Genomic DNA, 18987 nt, shown 5'->3' with positions numbered 1-18987 from the left:
CTATAATAACGAGCGACCGCAGAGAAAACTAAAAAAACTGACGCCTGTTGCTTACAGACGTCAGCTTTCTGCCTAGGTGTTTTTTGCAATGTCTACAAATAGGGGTCTTGACCACGCTAGGATGGGTGCTTTCCTATTTATACTTTGCTTAACCTTTCAGCCTAGTCTGCATAAATACAACTTCATCAGCTAACTTCTCGATACGCGCAATGATGTCCTTATTTGCAATTTGCTGCTGCTCATCAAAATGTTCATCATGAATATAAACATGCCCCGGGGCTACATAAGCTCTAAAATAACCAGCTATCGGCTTCAGTTGATTTTCAACTACGAGGTAATGATGACTGGTTCCTCCAGTTGCGATAAATCCCATTACTTTGTTAGATATTTTGGGAACGGGAACGAGATCAAATAGATTTTTTAATACGCCGGTAATCGACGACTGAAAAATCGGAGTGCCGATAATATAGAAATCAGCAGTTGTTATCATCTCAATTACCTTTTGTGTATCTTCATTGTAGTCGGATATATTGCTTCCATCGCAAAATTGTACGTTTTTGTAATGCCGCATATCCAGAAAATCCACTTCAATATCCGGATATTTGTTCCGGACAACGTCTAAGCTCGCATCTACAGCCGCAGCTGTTTTTGATCCCAAAATAGTACCTGAAATGCCCAACAATTTCATCCTTTTCACGCTCCCGCAAATTTTATATTGTTTTTTATTCCGTTTTTGATTAGACACTTTTTAAACTATAATGTATATTATATTGAGGTCATTTGTTCTTTGTCAATGACCATATCCACAGCGTTGACATGATCTAACAGATAAGATACATTTATTATATATTTTAATATACTATATATAAATATAAAGGGAGAGAACCTTTCGTGAGCAATGAACAACCAGATCTATTTACAGATATAACGATTATTGGCGGCGGTCCAACAGGGATGTTCGCTGCGTTTTATGCTGGGATGCGGCATGCAAGCGTGAAAATTTTGGACAGTATGCCTCAGCTCGGCGGGCAGTTGGCCGCTCTATACCCTGAGAAATATATATATGATGTTGCTGGATTCCCTAAGGTGACAGCCCAGCAGCTTATTCATAATTTACAAGAACAAATGAATCATTTCCCTGTGCAGGTTTGCCTGGAAGAAAAGGTTCAGCAAGTAATTAAGAAGGACGAGCATCATTTTGAAATCGTAACCGATAAAGGAATACACTATAGTAAAACTGTCATTATTACCGGCGGCATAGGCGCATTTGAGCCGCGTCGATTAGAGCTTCCAGAAGCCAAACCTTTCGAAAACACAAACTTGCAGTATTTTATAAGTGACTTGAATCAGTATAGCGGCAAAAGGGTGATCATTAACGGAGGCGGCGATTCCGCGGTCGACTGGGCGCTTATGCTTGAACCGATTGCTGAAGAGGTTACGCTCATTCATAGGCGGGACAAGTTCCGCGCTCACGAGCACAGCGTCGAAAATCTTCTAAAATCGAAAGTGAATGTCATTACACCAGCGGAGATTACAGAGCTGCACGGGGATGAACAGATCGAGAAAATAACGATTACGTTTGGCAAAACAGGAGAAACACGCGAACTCGCATGCGACGCGCTCATCGTTAATTTTGGTTTTGTTTCCTCGCTTGGTCCCATTTTGGAATGGGGATTAGAAGTGGAGAACGGCTCTATCGTCGTTGATACTCGAATGGAAACGAATATTAAAGGGATCTTTGCAGCTGGAGACATTACAAGCTATCCCGGCAAAATAAAGCTTATTGCAGTTGGTTTCGGAGAAGCTCCTACTGCCATTAATAACGCTAAGGTTTATTTGGACCCTACCGCTAAACTCTCGCCCGGCCACAGCAGTAATCTGAAGCTTTAACCACAGAAAAAACAAGAACAGTGAGATATAAATGCTACCTCACTGTTCTTGTTTTTGTCTCTTTTTTATGGAATAGGTACATCTTTGTCCGCCTTTGGCAAGACACTCGGATCTCGAAACCTCTACATCGCCCAGCATCGTTTCAAACAGCTTCAATTCACATTGGCAGGCATGCTGATATTTGGTCGCTACTTGCTCAATTGGGCAATTATTTTCTTTCAAAATAAATTGTTCGTTGTTGATCTTTTCCCATTCCACCATATATCCATTCTCGTTCTGAATTTCTGCGAGTGCCTTCACTCTATCCTCAAGCTCTTTGCTTTGCATGCTCGATTCGTATTTTTTAGTCATTTTGTTTTTGCGGCCTTCAAATAACGACTCTACCGCCGACGAGCCAAGCTGATCGGTAAGCTCATCCAATAATTCAAGCGTTAAGGTATGATATTTGCGCGGGAAAAATCCGTCTGCTTGCTCCGTTAAACAATAAACCGCTGTTGGTCTGCCCATCGCTTGTCTGATGGTTTTCGATGAGATAAGATTATCCCTCTCCAGCGATTGAATATGACGTCTAACGGCCATTACCGTAATTCCCAGCTCTTCCGTAAGGTCCTTTGTACTTAAATTACCCTTCGTCTTCAGCAGTTGAAGAATATATTCTCTTGTAGAAAGCTGTCCTTGATCTATGTTGGTCATTCCTAATCACCTTCCGATAATTGTCATATGAAATATTTCATGTCTGAAATGAATACTGCAATAATAACATTTTCTAAAATCAATGTCTCCACTCTGCAATAATTCATCCTGCTATTCATCTTCATTTATCGGAATGGATCATCAAAATTAGATTTGATCTTTTATATACTATTATATATAATAAATTTAATAATTCAACTCCATCCTTTTTTCCAATTCTAAGCGAGGTGCATACATGATGATAGAAATAAGCGAAAAAGCAGAGTCCATTATTAATCAGATGGTTATCGATTCAGGAAATGATCGTACGTTTTTGCGAGTAGGTGTTGAAGATGGCGGCTGCAGCGGATTATCCTATAACATCAAATTGGATGATACCATTACAAACGATGACCGCTCCTTGCAAACGGATCATATCAACGTGGTGTGGAACACTCAGAGCGAGCCTTATTTGGCGGGGGTGAAAATTGATTATGTGGAGCAAGGCATGACTGGCGGCTTCACGATTGATAATCCCAATGCTAAAGCAACCTGCGGCTGCGGAGCTAGCTTTCGTACGGCGACCTTCAAAGGCAAACGCGAAAAATGCGATGAATAACCCTCTCCTCCCATTCGGAACGAGGCATTTTTTTATCACACTTATTATACATTTATATTGACTAAGTATGAAATATCAATTAAGCTGTAAGTATAACTTACCAAATCAACTTATGGAGGAATGAACCATGTCACATCAATTACCTGAACTGCCTTATGCAAACAATGCTTTGGAACCGCATATCGACGAGCAAACGATGATGATTCATCATGACCGCCATCATAATACGTATGTAACAAACTTAAACACCGCTTTGGCGAACTATCCTGAGCTTCAGCAAAAAAGCTTAAATGAGCTGCTTCAAGATTTAAAAAGCGTCCCTTTAGATATTCGGACAGCCGTACAGAACAATGGAGGCGGACACGCCAACCACTCTTTATTTTGGGAATCGATTGGACCGAGTGGCGGAGGATTGCCTGCTGGTCATTTGGCAGATGCTATCGATAAAGAATTAGGCGGCTTCGACTCGTTTAAGGAGCAGTTTACGAAAGCAGCTACAACTCGTTTCGGCAGCGGGTGGGCGTGGTTAAGCGTAGATCATAAAGGCCATTTGTTCGTTTCGAGCACGCCTAATCAAGATAGTCCGCTTATGGATAATCTGACTCCTATTTTAGGACTTGATGTTTGGGAGCATGCTTATTATCTGAACTACCAAAACAAACGCCCTGATTATATTTCGGCATTCTGGAATATCGTGTTGTGGGATGTTGTAGCAGAACGATACGAAGCGGCTATCAATTAAGATGACAACGGATTATAAAAAGCTAGGCTGCTGCATGGCAACCTAGCTTTTGTCATGCTTATGGCGACTCCAAAATGCTGCCGTCACTGCCGTCGTCAACCTTTGATTCTACGCTTGTCATTGATTTCATTAACTCCGTTACGGTCACGAATTGAAAACCCCGTTTATCCAGCTCGTACAGTATTGTCTCCAAGGCTTTGACTGTCTGCTGAGAACCAGGAATGTAATCATGCAGCAATACAATGTCTCCGTTTCTTGCGTTATTCAAAACTTTGTTTACAATTTTGTTCACGCCAGGGCTTCGCCAATCATTTGTGTCTTGATGCCATGACCACAAAATCGTTGTGTAACCTAATGTTTTCGCAACCTGAATTGAATTTTCATTGTAATAGCCTCCGGGCGGGCGAAATAAAAGCGGCTTTTTCCCCGTCAAGGCTTCTAACGCATTTTCAGTTTTTACAATCTCATCTCGAATAGTCGCTTGGCTTATCGATTTCAAGAAGTAAACATGATTAAACGTATGATTGGCTACCTCATGTCCTTCTGCAATTTCTCGCTTAATTGTTTCCGGGTAAAGCTTCACCTTGTTGCCCAGTACAAAAAATGTTGCTTTCGCATTGTATTTCTGCAACAAATCGAGAATAACTTCCGTTGTTTTCGGATATGGCCCATCATCAAAGGTTAAAGCAATTTTCTTATCCTCCGTAGGAACCTCCCACACAATTTCCCCCCGCTTCTCATAAAAAAAACGGTCCTTTTTAATTGGTGCTGAGAAACCTACCAGAAAAACGAACATGAGCAGCAATAGCAGGCCACGCTTACTAATGGACAACGGTTTTCCTCCTAGCGGCTTATCGATATGTATGACGAGATGGATTCGGCAGCTCCATAAGGAGCTGCCGATATCAAGTCTTATTAACGGAGAGGAGCGGTTATTGCATTGCCAATATCGCGAATCATGATGGTCACGTCATTCGCTAACGTCTTCAATGGATGACCATTAGTCATGCTCGTGTTCATCGTTTGTATTTTCTTATGCATACCTTGATCGGATGTCACATGAATGTTGTACTCAGGGTATTGCCCTTTTAAGGCAGCATGCACTTGTTTCTCAATAATGGCTTTTTTGCCGATGTTATCAACATCTAGGCCTACGATTGCATCTTTATTATGAATGACGACTGTTGCTTTTTTCACACCGCTAACTTGCTTAGCACGGTTAGCTAATTGACCAGCGCTTTTATTATGATCCATTCCGAGGCGATGTACCGTTCCATCGGTGCCATTCATACGATTTGTGCCATTGAGACTGTTGGTTCCATTCATTCCATCACCGTCAATACCATAGGTGCGATTAGCACTATAAGGATTGGCGCTGTATGAATTGTTATTATTCACTAAAGGATCGACACCATATGCTCTATTATCCAAATTGTTATATCTTCTATCCGTCATATTAGTGCCGTGAGGAACCATTTTTGATTCAATACGATTCATGTCGTTTTTAACTCTCATTGATTTTTGGTTCACCGTATGGTTTTGACCACATGCCGATATCGAAAATCCAATAGCAAGCACCATAACTGAAGTAAGAACCGGTTTTAAATGTTTTTTCACTACATAACACCTCCTGTTTAATGATAATAAGTTGTGCTAAATGTGATCATTCATACATGGAAAAAATATTTCAAGCAACAACGGCATTTAAGATAACCTTTTTATTCGTTTATATAGCACTTCAGGCGTAATATCGGGACTGCCTGCATTAATGCGCGGTATTTCCAGTTTATTAATCCCTTTTTTGGCCAAACCAGGTTTTGTTGTATAGCCATAACTAACGCCTGCCCTCAGCATCGTTGGAAACAAAGTCTTAGAATAGATGCCAAAAGGATAGCTGATCGAATCCGGATTTTTCACTCCTGCTTTTTTCAGCAAATTCACGCATGTTTGAGTGTCCTGCTTAACGCGTGACTTATGAAGCTCTAGTGCATTTTTCCCGCCGGCTTTTTTATTTACATAAGTTAATGCACTTTTCTCCCCAACCTTCTGATGCAATTGATTGGTATGGCATTGAAAATCGATACTTGTTGATTTGGCCATCATTTGTTTTAATTGCGCGTAAGACAAATGCGGTATCGTCTTAGATGGCTTCTCTAAATAGCTTGTAATCGTAAAATTAACTGCTGGAATGGATAATTCTTTTAGGATCGGATAAGCCACTTTGTAAAAACTTTCATATCCGTCATCAAATGTGATCAATACGGCATTGCTCGGTACGGCGCCGCCAGCCAAAAAATGACGAAAGTCCTCCAGTCTAATGAACTGGTAGCCCTTGCTCCTTAAATAAATTAGCTGATCCCGAAAGAGCATCGATGAAATCGTCGAAGAGCTTGAATCTTTATCGTGAACATGATGATACATTAGAACAGCGACTTTATCCTTATACACACCAGATGAGCTCTTTGCCGAAACAGAGGAGGAACTTATAAGTATTAGAAAAACCAGACTCAGCATGAAGGTCATTCGAAAAATGATGTTCATTTTGTCGATTTGCTCCTTTCTCATGAACTCAGCTGTTCTCAAATTTTTGCTATATCCTCTGAAGGGTCATAGTCATAAGGTCTGCAAAGCACCAGCAATCATACATGGTAAAAGTAGCTTCCATTCCTTAAAATAACAGGCTTCCAATCCTCCCAAGCAGGGATGGTTTTTTTTTGCACGCAAAAAAGGAACAGTATCCGCATTCTACATAAGCGGTTAACTGTTCCCTCTACATTTGATTTTCCATCGTTTAATCCTCAACATTTCTTACATCTACAGATACATGCAATATTTGCTCGCCCGTGCCTCTATATACACCTTTAACCGGCACAATATCTTTATAATCCCGTCCGTGCCCAAGCTTTACATAACGCTCTCCAACAGGATCAACGTTAGTTGGATCAAAGCTGCACCAGCCTAGTCCGGGTACAAACGCTTCAACCCAAGCATGCGAAGCTTGCTCGAAATCAGCGCTTCCTCCCTGCAAATCACCAACAAAGTGATAGCCGCTTACGTATCTGACTGGAATGCCAAAAGCTCTGCAGCTTGCGATCATTAAATGCGCAAAATCCTGACATACGCCGCGTTTGCTCAAAAACATATCCGATGTTTTCGTCTTTACATCTGTCGCTTCAGGATCATAAATGAACTCGCTCCTAATCTTTGTAGACAGCGCACTTAGCCAATCGAGAACGCTGGCTTGACTGCTCGAGCTTGCGCTCAAAATTTCACCAGCAAATTGCTCCACCTCAGACGTAACAGCTGTATATTCGGTCGTAAGCAAAAACTCGGTGAAACGGTTGGCAGCTTCATCTGTTCTTAACCAGTTCCATGCCTGCTCTGGCGGCCGCTTGCTTAAGTATTGTTCACGTTCCTCCGACGTTGGCGCCTGCTTCGTAACAACGGTCATAGATGTTCGAATGGTAAGCCGCTTATGGGGACCATTAACCGAGAACGCATGAACACGGTTGCCAAAATAGTCCTCATAGGTGAACAAAGAGGCATTCGGTTCAATCGAAATCGCTTGCTGGTAACAGGACTGCCTTTCATTGGTGCTGGGCGTTAGTCTAATTTCATTGACACTGTCCGTCACTGACTCTGCATACTCGTACTGCGTGACATGTGAAATACTGAGCTTCATGCGCTTGCCTCCCCCATACGAAAAAAGGTTTTGGCAAAAGCCATCCCAAGCTGCTGACAAGCATCAAGCAAATGAGCAACGATCGTTCCATTCCGATCAATGACCATATCCTCTCGCTCAAGACACGCCAAATCCGCTTTCACCTTGCTCACTTGGCGGATTACTTTCTCATGTGCGGTGCGAAGCTGTTTATCCTGCAGTTCAATATGCCGCATATGTTCATCAAGGGTATGCAGTGCAAAATGAAGAGACCGCGGAAACACACCATTAAGAACAACAAATTCAACGATCGACTCCACAGAGATGCCATCAGCATAATAACGACGAAACGCTTGATAGCCGCTAACCGAGCGCAGTACGGCCTGCAAATATGGATATGCCCTTGCATTGTCCCAATCCTCGCCGCTAGCTGCGTTGCCCACTGCCTTGATGATGCGCAGCGTATTCTCAGAGCGCTCCAAGTATCGCCCGCATTCAATGAAATGCCATTCATTTTCCCTTGGCATGACGGATTGGCTGACCCCTTGAAATAGCGCCGTCCATTCCTTGATTCTTCCGAAAAACAAATGTGGAGATTCACGCAGCAAATCATCAGGCTGCTTCTCCCGCAGCCACAAATAAAAAGCATTTGTTGCATCCCACATTTCACTTGGCAACTTCTCGCGCAATGTACGAAGATTGCCGCGAGCATGACTGACGCAGGAAACCAAAGAGTTCGGATTATCACGATCAAGCGTCGTGTAGAACAGAACATCACGTTCATTGTAGCTGCTATATTGCTGCTCATAAGCCTCTCGGCTGCCAAGAGCATCTACAATTCTTGCCCATTTCGAATAAGACACCATCTCGTCGCCCTCCAGCTTTCCTTTTAGGCTTGGCGTGTCGTCGTCAACCTGCAGGTGGTAATGAACATCAATTAATCTAGCATGATTCTCAGCACGCTCCATGTAGCGGCCTATCCAAAACAACGCTTCTGCATTCCGGTTCAGCATATCAATCCCTCCTGTTAATTATCGTTTTAGGACCCACGTATCCTTGACTCCGCCGCCCTGAGAAGAGTTGACCACAAGTGAACCTTCCTTCATCGCAACACGTGTTAAACCGCCCGGAATGACATGAGTCTCTTCACCCATCAAAGCAAATGCGCGCAAATCAATATGCCGGGGCGTCATGCCGCCATCCACCATAACCGGCGCTCGCGAGAGCTTCATCGTCGTCTGGGCGATATATCGCTCAGGTTCCCGCTTAATAGCTTCAGCAAAAGCATGAATCTCGGGCAGGGAAGCGCTTGGACCAATCAACATGCCATAGCCCCCCGAAAGCGATGTCTCCTTCACGACGAGCTGATCCAAGTGTTCCAGCACATAATCACGTTCCTCCTTGCGCGTTAAAATGTACGTTGGAACGTTATGCAAAAGAGGCTCTTCTCCCAAATAGTAACGAATCATGTCTGGAACATACGCGTAAACGGCTTTATCATCTGCCACGCCTGTTCCCGGCGCATTAGCGATTGCTACATTTCCGGCACGATAAGCGTTCATGAGTCCAGGTACACCAAGGAAGGAATCCGGCTGAAAGGCAAGCGGATCAAGAAAATCATCATCAATGCGTCGATAAATAACATCCACTTGACGAAGTCCGCGCAAATCACGCAAATAAATTTTGTGGTCTTTGTATACGAGGTCCCTGCCTTCAACGAGGTGAATGCCCATCTGCTGCGCCAAAAAGGTATGTTCATAATAAGCTGAATTATAAGCACCAGGAGTGAGCAGCACGATCAAGGGGTCGCGTTTGCCGCTTGGAGAAAGCGCGCGAAGTGAGCTTAGAAAACAATTTAAGCTGCGGTCAATACTTTGTACTGAGCTTGATAAATACAAATCATGAAATAGCTCATTCATTAACGTTCTGCCTTTAAACAAATAAGAAAAGCCTGATGGAGAACGCAAATTATCCTCCAGCACATAATATCGGCCTTTCTCATCACGAATCAAATCAATGCCCGATGCTGTAATATATACACCGCCTGGAACATGTAGACCAGCCATTTCAGGCCGAAAATAAGTATTTGAAACAATCATTCTACGAGGAATGATACCGTCTGCTACAATTTTTTGTCCGTGATATACATCATGAAGGAATGCATTCAAAGCTTTGATTCGCTGCCTTACTCCTCGGTCAACGCCATCCCATTCATGCTTCGGTATGACGCGAGGGATATAATCGAACGGAATCGTTCGCTCAAGCGGCTCATTTTGCGCACCGCTGTACAGCGTGAAGGTAATGCCCTCCTCCATCATTCTTTGATTAATCGCGTTTTGCCGGACTGCAAGCTCAGTTGGATTCATTCTTCCGAATAATCGATGAACGCTTTCGTAGTGGTCACGAACAGAAAAGTCCTTATCGAACATTTCATCGTAAAAGGTCTGAGCATCGTAATATTGCGATTGCGACTGTTTGGCCGTCGACATGACAACCGCCTCCTTCATGATGGCCGCTATACCAGTTTGGTACTAGCTAGGGGGAAAATCGATCAATTTTGTTGATTTCACGTTAAAAAACTTAACATTAATTACATATTTGTATCGGAATGTTAGGATAATCATACTAAATTCTAAATATTGTGTCAACTTATATAACACGAAAGCAGGAACCCTCAAATGAGAGAATTCCTGCTTTTTCTGAGCTGCATTACCTATTCGGATTGGTTTAATTGCTGCAAATCCTTTGTAACTTTATCAACCATATTAACGAATGAAGCCAGTTCTTGGGATCGAGCTGCTTGATTACGGGCCTCAACCGAGGTTTGCTCCGATTCAAGGCGCACTGCGGATAGCTTCTTATCGATTTCCTCAAGCTTTGACTGTATCCCTTCAAGTGCGTTCCTTGATGAAGCGGCCAGCTTGCGCACTTCATTCGCAACAACTTCGAAGCCTCTCCCATTCTCGCCAGCTCTCGCAGCTTCTATCGCAGCATTAAGACCTAACAAATGCGTTTGATCCGATATGCCTCGAATCAAAGTTCCCATTTCGTTAATGCCTTCAAGCTCTTCACGAAGCTCACCTAATAGTGTATGCGTCTTATCCTGAGATTGCGAAGTCGAAATCGCAGTTGCCGCAATCGATTGTGCACCCTCGTCCAGTTCAAACATAAGTGAAGCAAGCTCTTGCACAGCACTCGTAACAGTCGTCAGCATGATGGAACGATTGTCTGCCAGCTCTTGAATTTTTTTCTGTTCATGCTGATTGTAAGCTTCAAGCACGAATTGCGAGTCCAGATTGAACAATTTCGTCAAAGCATGCACAACATCCTTCCAGCGTTCAGGAAGAACTCTTTTCAGTACGTTCGTCGATATGTCCAGATAAGTCATATATGTACCCAAATACCAGTCCGTCGTCAATCCAATTCGGGAATGAACAGCGCCTATTTTTATGCGGTTATCAATGTAAGCTTGGTCGATTACCCCCTCGGTAAGCGACATGTAATACCATATCTGCGTTTCCTTCAAACGCTCAATGGTGCTTACATTAGAAATAATAGCTACAAGCTCCGGCTGTTGGCCTATGCTTTCATAAAACCGGTCGACCACTTCATGGACAATATTTTGAAAAATGGGCTTGCATTCCGCTAAAATTTTGAGATCCTGCTCCGTAATGCCCGTGTATTCAATCTGCTTCTTGCGCTCTGCTGATAAATTAATCAAAATAGCCCGACTCCTTCGGTATATAGTAGACCACTATTACCTATTATATCGGAAAATATTCAAGAAACAGTATGATCATCTCAAATTCTTTTTAAACCTTGATGAAGAAAAGAAAAGCCGATAGACAATTGTCTATCAGCTTCTCTAATACTCAGGACAATTTTTTATCGATTGAGCAAGCTTCCTACATAACGAAGCAATTCATTTGAACATACCGAGCAGTAGCTATGCTCATCCATAAGACGTTTCGTTACTTCATTAATTCGCTTCAATTGACTCTCATCCGGTGTTTTTGTAGACGTCGTTATTTTCACAATATCCTTCAGATCAGCGAACAGCTTCTTCTCAACGGCTTCGCGCAACCGCTCATGACTTGTAAAATCAAACTTTTTCCCTTTCCGCGAATAAGACGAGATTCGAATCAAAATCTCTTCGCGGAACGCTTTTTTCGCATTTTCGGAGACGCCAATTTGCTCCTCGATGGAACGCATGAGGCGCTCATCCGGATCCATCTCTTCGCCTGTCAGCGGATCTTTAATTTTTGCCCAGTTGCAATACGATTCAATGTTATCCAAGTAATTTTCAAATAAAGTGCGGGCAGATTCTTCATAGGAATATACGAATGCCTTCTGAATTTCTTTTTTCGCGAGCAGATCGTATTCCTTGCGGGCCACCGAGATAAAATTCAAGTAGCGTTCACGCTCATCCTTCGTAATGGATGGATGGTGATCCAATCCTTCCTTAAGCGCACGCAAAACATCAAGCGCATTAATACATTGTGTATCCTGCTTAATAAGCGCGCTGGAAATTCGGTTAATGACGTAGCGCGGATCAATACCTGTCATGCCTTCCTCTAAGTATTCGTTTTGCATTTCCTTCAAATCTGCTTCCTTGAACCCTTCTACTTCCTCGCCGTCGTACATCCGCATTTTCTTCACAAGATCCATGCCTTGCTTCTTCGTTTCCTTCAGCCTCGTTAAGATGGAGAAGATGGCAGCAGCACGCAGCGCATGCGGTGCGATATGGATATGGCGCATATCGCTTTGTGCGATTAGCTTCTTATAAATTTTTTCTTCGTCGGACACTCGCAAATTGTAAGGGACCGGCATAACGATCATCCTGGAGTGCAAGGCCTCATTTTTCTTATTGCTTATGAACGATTTGTACTCCGATTCATTCGTATGAGCAATAATAAGCTCATCCGCGCTGATCAAAGCGAATCGGCCTGCTTTAAAGTTGCCTTCCTGCGTCAGTGAGAGCAAGTTCCATAAAAACTTCTCATCACACTTGAGCATTTCTTGAAATTCCATCAATCCGCGATTTGCCTTATTAAGCTCTCCGTCAAAACGATAGGCGCGCGGATCGGATTCAGATCCATACTCCGTTATCGTCGAGAAATCGATGCTTCCTGTAAGATCGGCAATATCTTGTGACTTCGGATCGGATGGACTGAATGTGCCAATACCAACACGGTTATCCTCAGAAATAAACACCCGCTCAACGAGTACGTTTTCAATATCGCCGCTGTATTCCGTCGTAAGCCTCATTTGGCATGAAGGGCATAGATTCCCTTCAATTCGAACACTGAGCTCTTTTTCAATATCAAGCCGAAGCTCATGGGGAATAAGATGAAGCGGATCCTCATGCATCGGGCAGCCTTTAATCGCATAAACGGCTCCACGCTCAGTTCTGGAAAATTTCTCAAGACCTTTTTTGAGCATCGTAACGATCGTGGACTTTCCTCCGCTGACCGGACCCATTAACAATAGAATCCGTTTGCGAACCTCCAGCCTGCGAGCTGATGAATGGAAATATTCTTCAACCAGCTTCTCTACCGCACGATCCAGCCCAAAAATCTCTTGATCGAAAAATTTATACTGCTTGTTGCCGCCAACATCTTCCACCCCATGAGATTCAATCATTTCATAAACGCGAGAATGTGCTGTCATGGCCGGGGACGGGTCCTTCCTTAACAAATCAACGTAATCCTTGAATGTTCCTGTCCAAGCAAGTTTCTCGCTCTCAGCCTGATACTCCGATATTCGCTTGAAAATGTCCATACCGTGCCTCCTCCCATCGCTTCCGCATTCCACTTATCATTCTACGCCCGGGATTTGTCTCTAGACGCTCTATCGAGTGGTGCCAACTTTTATTGAGGTATTACATTCCTATGCTTATTCGAGGAGATAATTGCACACTATTTTTGTCCTTCATCCATCAAAAAACGACAAGTGCGCAAAATCCTTTGCTATAATGATTCATAAGCATCAATGGAAATGAACGTGGAGAGGAGTTAGCAAACGTGGCAGTAGCACGCGAAGAAGAGCTCTACAAACCTATAAAAAAGTATTATGAGCAGCTTGGGTATGCAGTAAAAAGCGAGGTCCTTCATTGCGATTTGGTCGCTATTCATCCTGAGCGAGCCGATACGATAATTGTCGAAATGAAAAAAACATTCAATCTCGCCTTGCTTTTGCAAGGGGTTGAACGTCTTCGATTAAATAGCCATGTCGTGCTGGCGGTAGAACGCAATCGAACGAAAAGCGGAGCGCACAACCAGCGCTTTGGCGATTTGACTGAACTGTGCCGAATGCTTGGACTCGGATTTATGACCGTCACCTTCTATAAAACAAAGCCGCCGGTCATCGATTGGTTATGTCAGCCGGGCGATCCGCCGCTTCGCGGAGTAAGGCGCAAGAAGCAAGCACAGCTGCTGACCGAGTTTAAGGAGCGCAGCGGCGACTATAACGTCGGCGGCAGCACAGGCCGCAAGCTTGTTACAGCATACCGCGAGAAGGCTCTGCGCTGTGCTTATGCGCTTCACACCTCGGGACCACTAGCGCCGCGTGAGGTCGCAGCCATTACAGGCTATAGACGCAGCGGCGAAACGCTGCGCAGCAATTATTACGGCTGGTTCGATCGCATTGAACGCGGCAAATACAGCCTGCGCCCTGAGGGCGCGGCTGCATTATCTGAATATAGCAATGTTATCGCTGAATGGTCAGCAACGGTTAGCTCCGCCCCGTAAATTCGCCGATCGCTTCAACAAACCGCAATACGCCTTGTTCTGTACGCGCTCCTGTATTATACGTGTAATTCAACCTTGCAGTGTTGCGCTGTGGATGATCGGCATAGAAAGAGCTGCCCGGCACAAACGCAACCCCTTTTTGAACCGCACACCGCAGGAGCGCCTCTGCATCCAATCCGTCAGGCAGCTCCAGCCATAGGAACATGCCGCCTTTCGGTTTTACCCAAGTGACACCTTCTATTGCCTGTCGCTCTAGGAGACCATGCATTTCAAGCATACGCTCGCCGTATGACTTGGAAATAAGACGGATATGACCATCGAGATCAAACCCTGTAAGCAATTGACTTAATATTTGTTGATCGATCGTACTCGAGTGTAGATCGGCAGCTTGCTTAGCTTTGGCTACCATGTTGATGACTTCGCTGTCTCCGATAGCCCAACCTGACCGCAGAGCAGGTGCTACCGTTTTAGAAAACGTACTCGTATAAAATACCGCGCCGCCCTCTACTTGTCCTTCTAATGAGAACAGTGTAGGGAATTGCTCTCTCTCATCAAATTTTATGTCACCATAAGGATCATCTTCAATAATTGGCATTTCATTTTGCTTGCAGAGAGCAAGTATTTTCTTCCTTCGCTCAACGCTCCATACACGTCCCGTTGGATTGCCGAATGTCGGTACAGCATAAAGCAGCTTCGGACGATGCTCGCGAATAAGACGTTCTGCATCCTCAGGAATGATTCCATGCTCATCACTCTCCGCTGCCACTACCTTTAAACCATGAAGAGCAAATACTTGCAAGCTTGCCAAGTAAGTAGGCTTCTCTACCAAGATTACATCTCCAGGCTCTGTAAGTACGCCAACGAGCAAATCAATCGCCTGCTGCGATCCAGTCGTCAGAATCATCTGATCTGGATTAACATGCATTTGCTTAACTGCCATGCGCTCACAAAGCTGCTCCCGCAATGGCAAATACCCAGCTGTCAAACCATACTGCAGTGCGCTTGCTCCAGCAGTAAATACGCGGTCTGCTGCTTCGCGCACGGCTTGTACGGGGAACAGCTCCTCAGCTGGAAGCCCTCCAGCAAATGAGATCATTTCCTTTCCTTGCGTCAGCTTAAGTATATCCCTGACCGCTGAAGATTTAAGCTCTGATACTCTAGATGAAAAACGATAATTCATATTGATTGTTCCTCCTCGCAAGCTATATTGCTATGCTTATACTCTCTATGTTAACAATGTGTTCACAACTTTTAAAGTTTTCTTTTTTGCCATCGTTGGTTATAATAAAAACAGCATACTTGGAGGTGTCCCACAGATGAACTTTATTATCGTTATGACTGTGTTTGCATTGTTCATTATTGCGATGCTTACCAGCTCTTACAATGACGACAAAACAAAAGGACTATAAGCCTGCTTTATCCGCTTATAGCCAGCGCAACAAAAAAATGAAGCTTCCCGAAGAGCATTAATACTCTTCTCGGGAAGCTTCATTTCGTTATACAGCATGCAAAAACGCTGATTAGCGTTGCAGAACTGCCATTTCTTCCATACATACACCACAAACATAGCGATCCTTGAAATCACGAACTTCAACCATTGAACCGCAAAAAACACACTTTGGACGGTAACGTTCCAAAATGATATGGTCACCTTGGACGAAAATTTCAACGGGATCGCCCTCGTTCATCAAATAACGTTTACGTAATGATTTTGGAAGTACAATACGTCCGAGTTGGTCCACTTTTCTTACTACACCTGCTGGTTTCATCACTTTCACCTCTTCTGTGTCTGGTTTCGCAAGCTATTTTTGAGAAACCTCTGCGTTATAGTCTTTCGATGGCACTTCAGTATTTCCTTCCTAATTTAATAATTTCTTAATATCCTGCAATAATTCTTTTTATTAGAGCAAAAAAATTCCAAAAAATGAGAAATAAATCAACATTTTTAATCGAGTCCTGGAAAATGATTTTGTCTAAGCGCTTCATACACGATAATTGCTGCAGAATTGGACAGATTAAGTGATCGCACCTTATCCGTCATCGGCAATCTCATGCAAGTTTCTATATTCGCATCTATAAGCTCCTGTGGCAAGCCCTTTGTTTCTTTCCCGAATACAAAGAAATCGCCATCCTGATACTCGAACTGTGAATACGTCTTCTTCGCTTTTGTACTTGCGTAGAAGAATCGGCCTTGCGGATAACTTGCGAGCACCTCATCGAAGGAATCATGATACTCGATATGTACCGAGTGCCAATAATCGAGTCCTGCCCTCTTCAAAGTACGATCGTCCGTATCGAAGCCAAGTGGTCTTACTAAATGCAAAATAGTGCCGGTTGCAGCGCATGTACGAGAAATATTACCTGTATTTGCAGGAATTTCTGGTTCTACCAAAACAATATGAAATGGCATAGTTTTGTTTCTCACCTCTCATTTTGCCTATTATACACGAAAATGACGAATATTTTTACACCCACTTTACGTACCGTTAATCTCAAGCATAATTTCAACCTTCATAATAGAACCATAATAGGCGGAAACACATGGAGGAGAGCTGAATCATGCGAAAAAAAATTTTGATCGTGGATGACGAACCATCTATTTCAATGTTGATTGAATTTAACTTAAAGCTGGCAGGTTATGATGTACGTTGTGTAGGTGATGGTGAAGCTGTATTCGAAATGCTTAAGCCTTTCCGTCCCGACTTAATTGTTCTAGATCTCATGCTGCCAAAAATGGATGGACTCCAAGTTTGCCGCGAGCTGCGCAAGCAAAGCAATGCTGTACCCATCGTTATGCTGACTGCACTTCAAGACGTAACCGATAAAATAGCTGGTCTTGATAATGGTGCCGATGACTATATGACTAAACCTTTTAGCCCGCAGGAGCTTGTTTCCCGTATTCAAGCTATTTTCCGCAGAGTTCAATCGCTTCCAGGCACTGCAGATGACACAACGTTCAACATTGGCCGCTTGAAGGTTCAGGTTGAACAGCGTGAAGTATTCATAGACGGCAAATCCGTTGAGCTTACGCCAAAGGAATTTGAACTGCTATTGTTCCTATGCCGCCACAAAGGAAAAGTGCTTAGCCGCCAGCAGTTGCTTCACGGCGTTTGGGATTACCATTTCCTCGGTGACACACGAATCGTCGACGTTCATATTAGCCATCTGCGCGACAAGATCGAGAAAAACGCTCGTACACCGGAATATATTATGACCGTCCGCAATGTCGGTTATAAACTAAATGGTCCTCATATTGCTGAGAGCAGTCTTGCCCAAGCTTAATGAACTTATAACGTCTATATCAAAAAAACAGCCTGCTTCTATATTAGAAGCAGGCTGTTTCTATTCTAGCAATTATAGGCGTGAAATTAAAACTACTTATTAACCGTTCCGTTTTTGGAAGTCAGCCATGAATTGTGCAAGCGCCTCGCAGCTCTCAAGCGGAACCGCATTGTATGTTGAAGCTCTTAGACCGCCAACATCGCGATGACCTTTCAAGCCTTCAAAACCTTCTTTCAACGACTCCTTAACGAACAGAGCCTCAAGCTCCTCCGTTTGAATACGGAAAGTAATATTCATAAGCGAACGGCTTTGCGGCTGAGCACAGCCCGTGTAGAAGCCGCTGCTTTGATCGATAGCGTCATAGATCAGCTTCGTTTTGTCGCGGTTGTACTGCTCAAGCTGAGAAACTCCGCCTTTTGCCTTGATCCACTCCAGAACCAGCTTCACCATATATACTGAGAAAGACGGCGGTGTATTGTACAACGAGCCGCTCTTCGCATGCGTGCTGTAACGGAACATCGTTGGAATCGTTTTGTTGCTGCTCTCGATAAGACCCTTACGAATGATGACAACGGTAACGCCTGATGGACCTAGGTTTTTTTGTGCGCCGGCATAAATGACGCCAAATTTGCTCACATCAATCGGTCTGCTCAAAATATCACTGGACATATCCGCAATTAGTGGCACATCACCAGTGTCAGGGAATTCTTGGAACTGCGTTCCGCCGATCGTTTCATTTGATGTTAAATGTACATAGGAAGCATTGCTTGGAACTTCAATTTCTGACAAAGTCGGCATACGCATAAATTTGTCAGCTTCAGTCGAAGCGGCAATAACCGTTTCTCCGACAAGTTTCGCTTCTTTAAGCGCTTTGTCAGCCCAAGCTCCTGTCATGACGTAAGCGCCTGGCTTGCCAGGCTGCAGAAGATTCAGAGGAAGCATAGCAAACTGTGTGCTCGCGCCGCCTTGCAGCAATAAAACTTCATAGTTTTCTGGAATTCCGAACAATTCACGAAGCAGGGCTTGCGATTGATTGTTCACTTCTTCATACATTTTGCTGCGGTGAGACATTTCCATAATGGACATCCCTGCGCCCTGATAATCAACAAACTGCTCCTGGGCTTGCTTCAGCACCTCAAGTGGTATTGCGGCTGGTCCTGCATTAAAATTAAATGCTCGTGTCATCTTCGGATACCCACCTCTGTTTCTTTATTTATGATATGGATATGATAGCAATTTTGAAGGGCTGCATCAAGTGTATTCCGCATATTAAATAAATTAAAAGTCGAACGTATGACGCAATACTGTCAATAAACATTCGGATTTCGTTCATTTTATCTTTACAAACCATAAAAAAACGGGTCCCAGAGGG

At 43.7% G+C, this 18987-nt stretch carries 20 protein-coding genes; 6 read left to right on the top strand and 14 right to left on the bottom strand.

The window, feature by feature from the left end; all coding sequences use genetic code 11:
• Positions 1-76, top strand: a 76-nt coding sequence (locus AB4Z50_RS06075; RefSeq protein WP_441876892.1) for an IS3 family transposase, incomplete at its 5' end; no start/stop codon positions are given.
• A gap of 72 nt (positions 77-148) precedes the next feature.
• Here AB4Z50_RS06075 and AB4Z50_RS06070 read toward each other — a convergent pair.
• A complete protein-coding gene (locus AB4Z50_RS06070) occupies positions 149-688 on the bottom strand; it encodes an NADPH-dependent FMN reductase (protein ID WP_441876868.1) in 540 nt (179 codons plus the stop codon).
• Between the two features lie 203 nt (positions 689-891).
• On the opposite strand from AB4Z50_RS06070, the gene AB4Z50_RS06065 reads away from it, so the two are divergent.
• Positions 892-1890 (top strand): NAD(P)/FAD-dependent oxidoreductase, encoded by a 999-nt coding sequence (locus tag AB4Z50_RS06065; RefSeq protein WP_441876865.1) that lies wholly within the window; start codon positions 892-894, stop codon positions 1888-1890.
• A gap of 39 nt (positions 1891-1929) precedes the next feature.
• Here AB4Z50_RS06065 and AB4Z50_RS06060 read toward each other — a convergent pair whose 3' ends face one another.
• On the bottom strand, positions 1930-2583 hold the full coding sequence (locus AB4Z50_RS06060; RefSeq protein ID WP_441876862.1) for a helix-turn-helix transcriptional regulator: 654 nt from the start codon (positions 2581-2583) through the stop codon (positions 1930-1932).
• A gap of 235 nt (positions 2584-2818) precedes the next feature.
• Between AB4Z50_RS06060 and AB4Z50_RS06055 the strand changes: the two genes are divergently transcribed.
• Positions 2819-3181, top strand: a complete 363-nt coding sequence (locus AB4Z50_RS06055; RefSeq protein ID WP_441876859.1) for a HesB/IscA family protein — start codon at positions 2819-2821, stop codon at positions 3179-3181.
• 127 nt (positions 3182-3308) lie between these two features.
• Entirely contained in the window at positions 3309-3923 is a 615-nt protein-coding gene (locus AB4Z50_RS06050) for a superoxide dismutase (protein ID WP_441876856.1), read from the top strand.
• Positions 3924-3981: 58 nt separating this feature from the next.
• Here the strand turns inward: AB4Z50_RS06050 and AB4Z50_RS06045 are convergent, their stop codons facing one another.
• The 8 genes from AB4Z50_RS06045 to AB4Z50_RS06010 form a co-directional block, all read right to left on the bottom strand.
• Positions 3982-4755 (bottom strand): polysaccharide deacetylase family protein, encoded by a 774-nt coding sequence (locus AB4Z50_RS06045; protein WP_256710856.1) that lies wholly within the window; start codon positions 4753-4755, stop codon positions 3982-3984.
• A gap of 83 nt (positions 4756-4838) precedes the next feature.
• Positions 4839-5540, bottom strand: coding sequence for a YhcN/YlaJ family sporulation lipoprotein (locus AB4Z50_RS06040; RefSeq protein ID WP_441876852.1), 702 nt, complete (start codon positions 5538-5540; stop codon positions 4839-4841).
• Between the two features lie 87 nt (positions 5541-5627).
• Positions 5628-6488 carry a polysaccharide deacetylase family protein gene (locus AB4Z50_RS06035; RefSeq protein WP_441876849.1) on the bottom strand — a complete coding sequence of 287 codons (861 nt, stop codon included), beginning with the start codon at positions 6486-6488 and terminating at the stop codon, positions 5628-5630.
• Positions 6489-6714: 226 nt separating this feature from the next.
• Complete coding sequence (locus AB4Z50_RS06030) at positions 6715-7605, bottom strand: transglutaminase family protein (RefSeq protein WP_441876846.1); 891 nt, start codon at positions 7603-7605, stop codon at positions 6715-6717.
• Positions 7602-8597, bottom strand: coding sequence for an alpha-E domain-containing protein (locus AB4Z50_RS06025; protein WP_441876843.1), 996 nt, complete (start codon positions 8595-8597; stop codon positions 7602-7604). Before AB4Z50_RS06025 ends, AB4Z50_RS06030 begins: the two co-directional genes overlap by 4 nt.
• An 18-nt stretch (positions 8598-8615) precedes the next feature.
• On the bottom strand, positions 8616-10073 hold the full coding sequence (locus AB4Z50_RS06020) for a circularly permuted type 2 ATP-grasp protein (protein ID WP_441876840.1): 1458 nt from the start codon (positions 10071-10073) through the stop codon (positions 8616-8618).
• A gap of 224 nt (positions 10074-10297) precedes the next feature.
• Entirely contained in the window at positions 10298-11305 is a 1008-nt protein-coding gene (locus AB4Z50_RS06015; protein WP_076267612.1) for a globin-coupled sensor protein, read from the bottom strand.
• 164 nt (positions 11306-11469) lie between these two features.
• Positions 11470-13365, bottom strand: coding sequence for a PrkA family serine protein kinase (locus AB4Z50_RS06010; RefSeq protein ID WP_339204377.1), 1896 nt, complete (start codon positions 13363-13365; stop codon positions 11470-11472).
• A 242-nt stretch (positions 13366-13607) separates the two neighbouring features.
• Here AB4Z50_RS06010 and AB4Z50_RS06005 point away from each other — a divergent pair, with 242 nt between their 5' ends.
• Positions 13608-14333, top strand: coding sequence for a DUF2161 family putative PD-(D/E)XK-type phosphodiesterase (locus AB4Z50_RS06005; RefSeq protein ID WP_076267610.1), 726 nt, complete (start codon positions 13608-13610; stop codon positions 14331-14333).
• Here AB4Z50_RS06005 and AB4Z50_RS06000 read toward each other — a convergent pair.
• The 3 genes from AB4Z50_RS06000 to trmL all read right to left on the bottom strand — a co-directional run bounded on the left by AB4Z50_RS06000 (position 14317) and on the right by trmL (position 16743).
• On the bottom strand, positions 14317-15513 hold the full coding sequence (locus tag AB4Z50_RS06000; protein ID WP_441876835.1) for an aminotransferase-like domain-containing protein: 1197 nt from the start codon (positions 15511-15513) through the stop codon (positions 14317-14319). The two genes, AB4Z50_RS06005 and AB4Z50_RS06000, sit on opposite strands and share 17 nt — an antisense overlap.
• Before the next feature lie 340 nt (positions 15514-15853).
• Complete coding sequence (locus AB4Z50_RS05995) at positions 15854-16102, bottom strand: AbrB/MazE/SpoVT family DNA-binding domain-containing protein (RefSeq protein ID WP_054023539.1); 249 nt, start codon at positions 16100-16102, stop codon at positions 15854-15856.
• A gap of 176 nt (positions 16103-16278) precedes the next feature.
• Complete coding sequence (gene trmL, locus AB4Z50_RS05990) at positions 16279-16743, bottom strand: tRNA (uridine(34)/cytosine(34)/5-carboxymethylaminomethyluridine(34)-2'-O)-methyltransferase TrmL (RefSeq protein ID WP_441876832.1); 465 nt, start codon at positions 16741-16743, stop codon at positions 16279-16281.
• Positions 16744-16892: 149 nt separating this feature from the next.
• On the opposite strand from trmL, the gene AB4Z50_RS05985 reads away from it, so the two are divergent.
• Positions 16893-17615 carry a response regulator transcription factor gene (locus tag AB4Z50_RS05985; RefSeq protein ID WP_076267607.1) on the top strand — a complete coding sequence of 241 codons (723 nt, stop codon included), beginning with the start codon at positions 16893-16895 and terminating at the stop codon, positions 17613-17615.
• Positions 17616-17714: 99 nt separating this feature from the next.
• Here AB4Z50_RS05985 and serC read toward each other — a convergent pair whose 3' ends face one another.
• Entirely contained in the window at positions 17715-18800 is a 1086-nt protein-coding gene (serC, locus tag AB4Z50_RS05980) for a 3-phosphoserine/phosphohydroxythreonine transaminase (protein ID WP_441876829.1), read from the bottom strand.
• Positions 18801-18987 lie beyond the last annotated feature (187 nt).

This window comes from Paenibacillus sp. 2TAB26, from assembly GCF_052115145.1.
Classification (GTDB): Bacteria; Bacillota; Bacilli; order Paenibacillales; family Paenibacillaceae; genus Pristimantibacillus.
The sequence above is the reverse complement of the archived record's forward strand: the minus strand, read 5'-3'. Positions and strand labels throughout refer to the sequence as shown.

Bases quoted from the DNA above. Each gene is read 5' to 3' on its own strand.
- AB4Z50_RS06010 (WP_339204377.1), bottom strand. From the start codon at position 13,365: ATGGACATTTTCAAGCGAATATCGGAGTATCAGGCTGAGAGCGAGAAA.
- AB4Z50_RS06055 (WP_441876859.1), top strand. From the start codon at position 2,819: ATGATGATAGAAATAAGCGAAAAAGCAGAGTCCATTATTAATCAGATG.
- AB4Z50_RS06000 (WP_441876835.1), bottom strand. From the start codon at position 15,513: ATGAATTATCGTTTTTCATCTAGAGTATCAGAGCTTAAATCTTCAGCG.
- AB4Z50_RS06070 (WP_441876868.1), bottom strand. From the start codon at position 688: ATGAAATTGTTGGGCATTTCAGGTACTATTTTGGGATCAAAAACAGCT.
- AB4Z50_RS05995 (WP_054023539.1), bottom strand. From the start codon at position 16,102: ATGAAACCAGCAGGTGTAGTAAGAAAAGTGGACCAACTCGGACGTATT.
- trmL (WP_441876832.1), bottom strand. From the start codon at position 16,743: ATGCCATTTCATATTGTTTTGGTAGAACCAGAAATTCCTGCAAATACA.
- AB4Z50_RS06030 (WP_441876846.1), bottom strand. From the start codon at position 7,605: ATGAAGCTCAGTATTTCACATGTCACGCAGTACGAGTATGCAGAGTCA.
- AB4Z50_RS06060 (WP_441876862.1), bottom strand. From the start codon at position 2,583: ATGACCAACATAGATCAAGGACAGCTTTCTACAAGAGAATATATTCTT.
- AB4Z50_RS06025 (WP_441876843.1), bottom strand. From the start codon at position 8,597: ATGCTGAACCGGAATGCAGAAGCGTTGTTTTGGATAGGCCGCTACATG.
- AB4Z50_RS06020 (WP_441876840.1), bottom strand. From the start codon at position 10,073: ATGTCGACGGCCAAACAGTCGCAATCGCAATATTACGATGCTCAGACC.
- serC (WP_441876829.1), bottom strand. From the start codon at position 18,800: ATGACACGAGCATTTAATTTTAATGCAGGACCAGCCGCAATACCACTT.
- AB4Z50_RS06035 (WP_441876849.1), bottom strand. From the start codon at position 6,488: ATGAGAAAGGAGCAAATCGACAAAATGAACATCATTTTTCGAATGACC.
- AB4Z50_RS06050 (WP_441876856.1), top strand. From the start codon at position 3,309: ATGTCACATCAATTACCTGAACTGCCTTATGCAAACAATGCTTTGGAA.
- AB4Z50_RS05985 (WP_076267607.1), top strand. From the start codon at position 16,893: ATGCGAAAAAAAATTTTGATCGTGGATGACGAACCATCTATTTCAATG.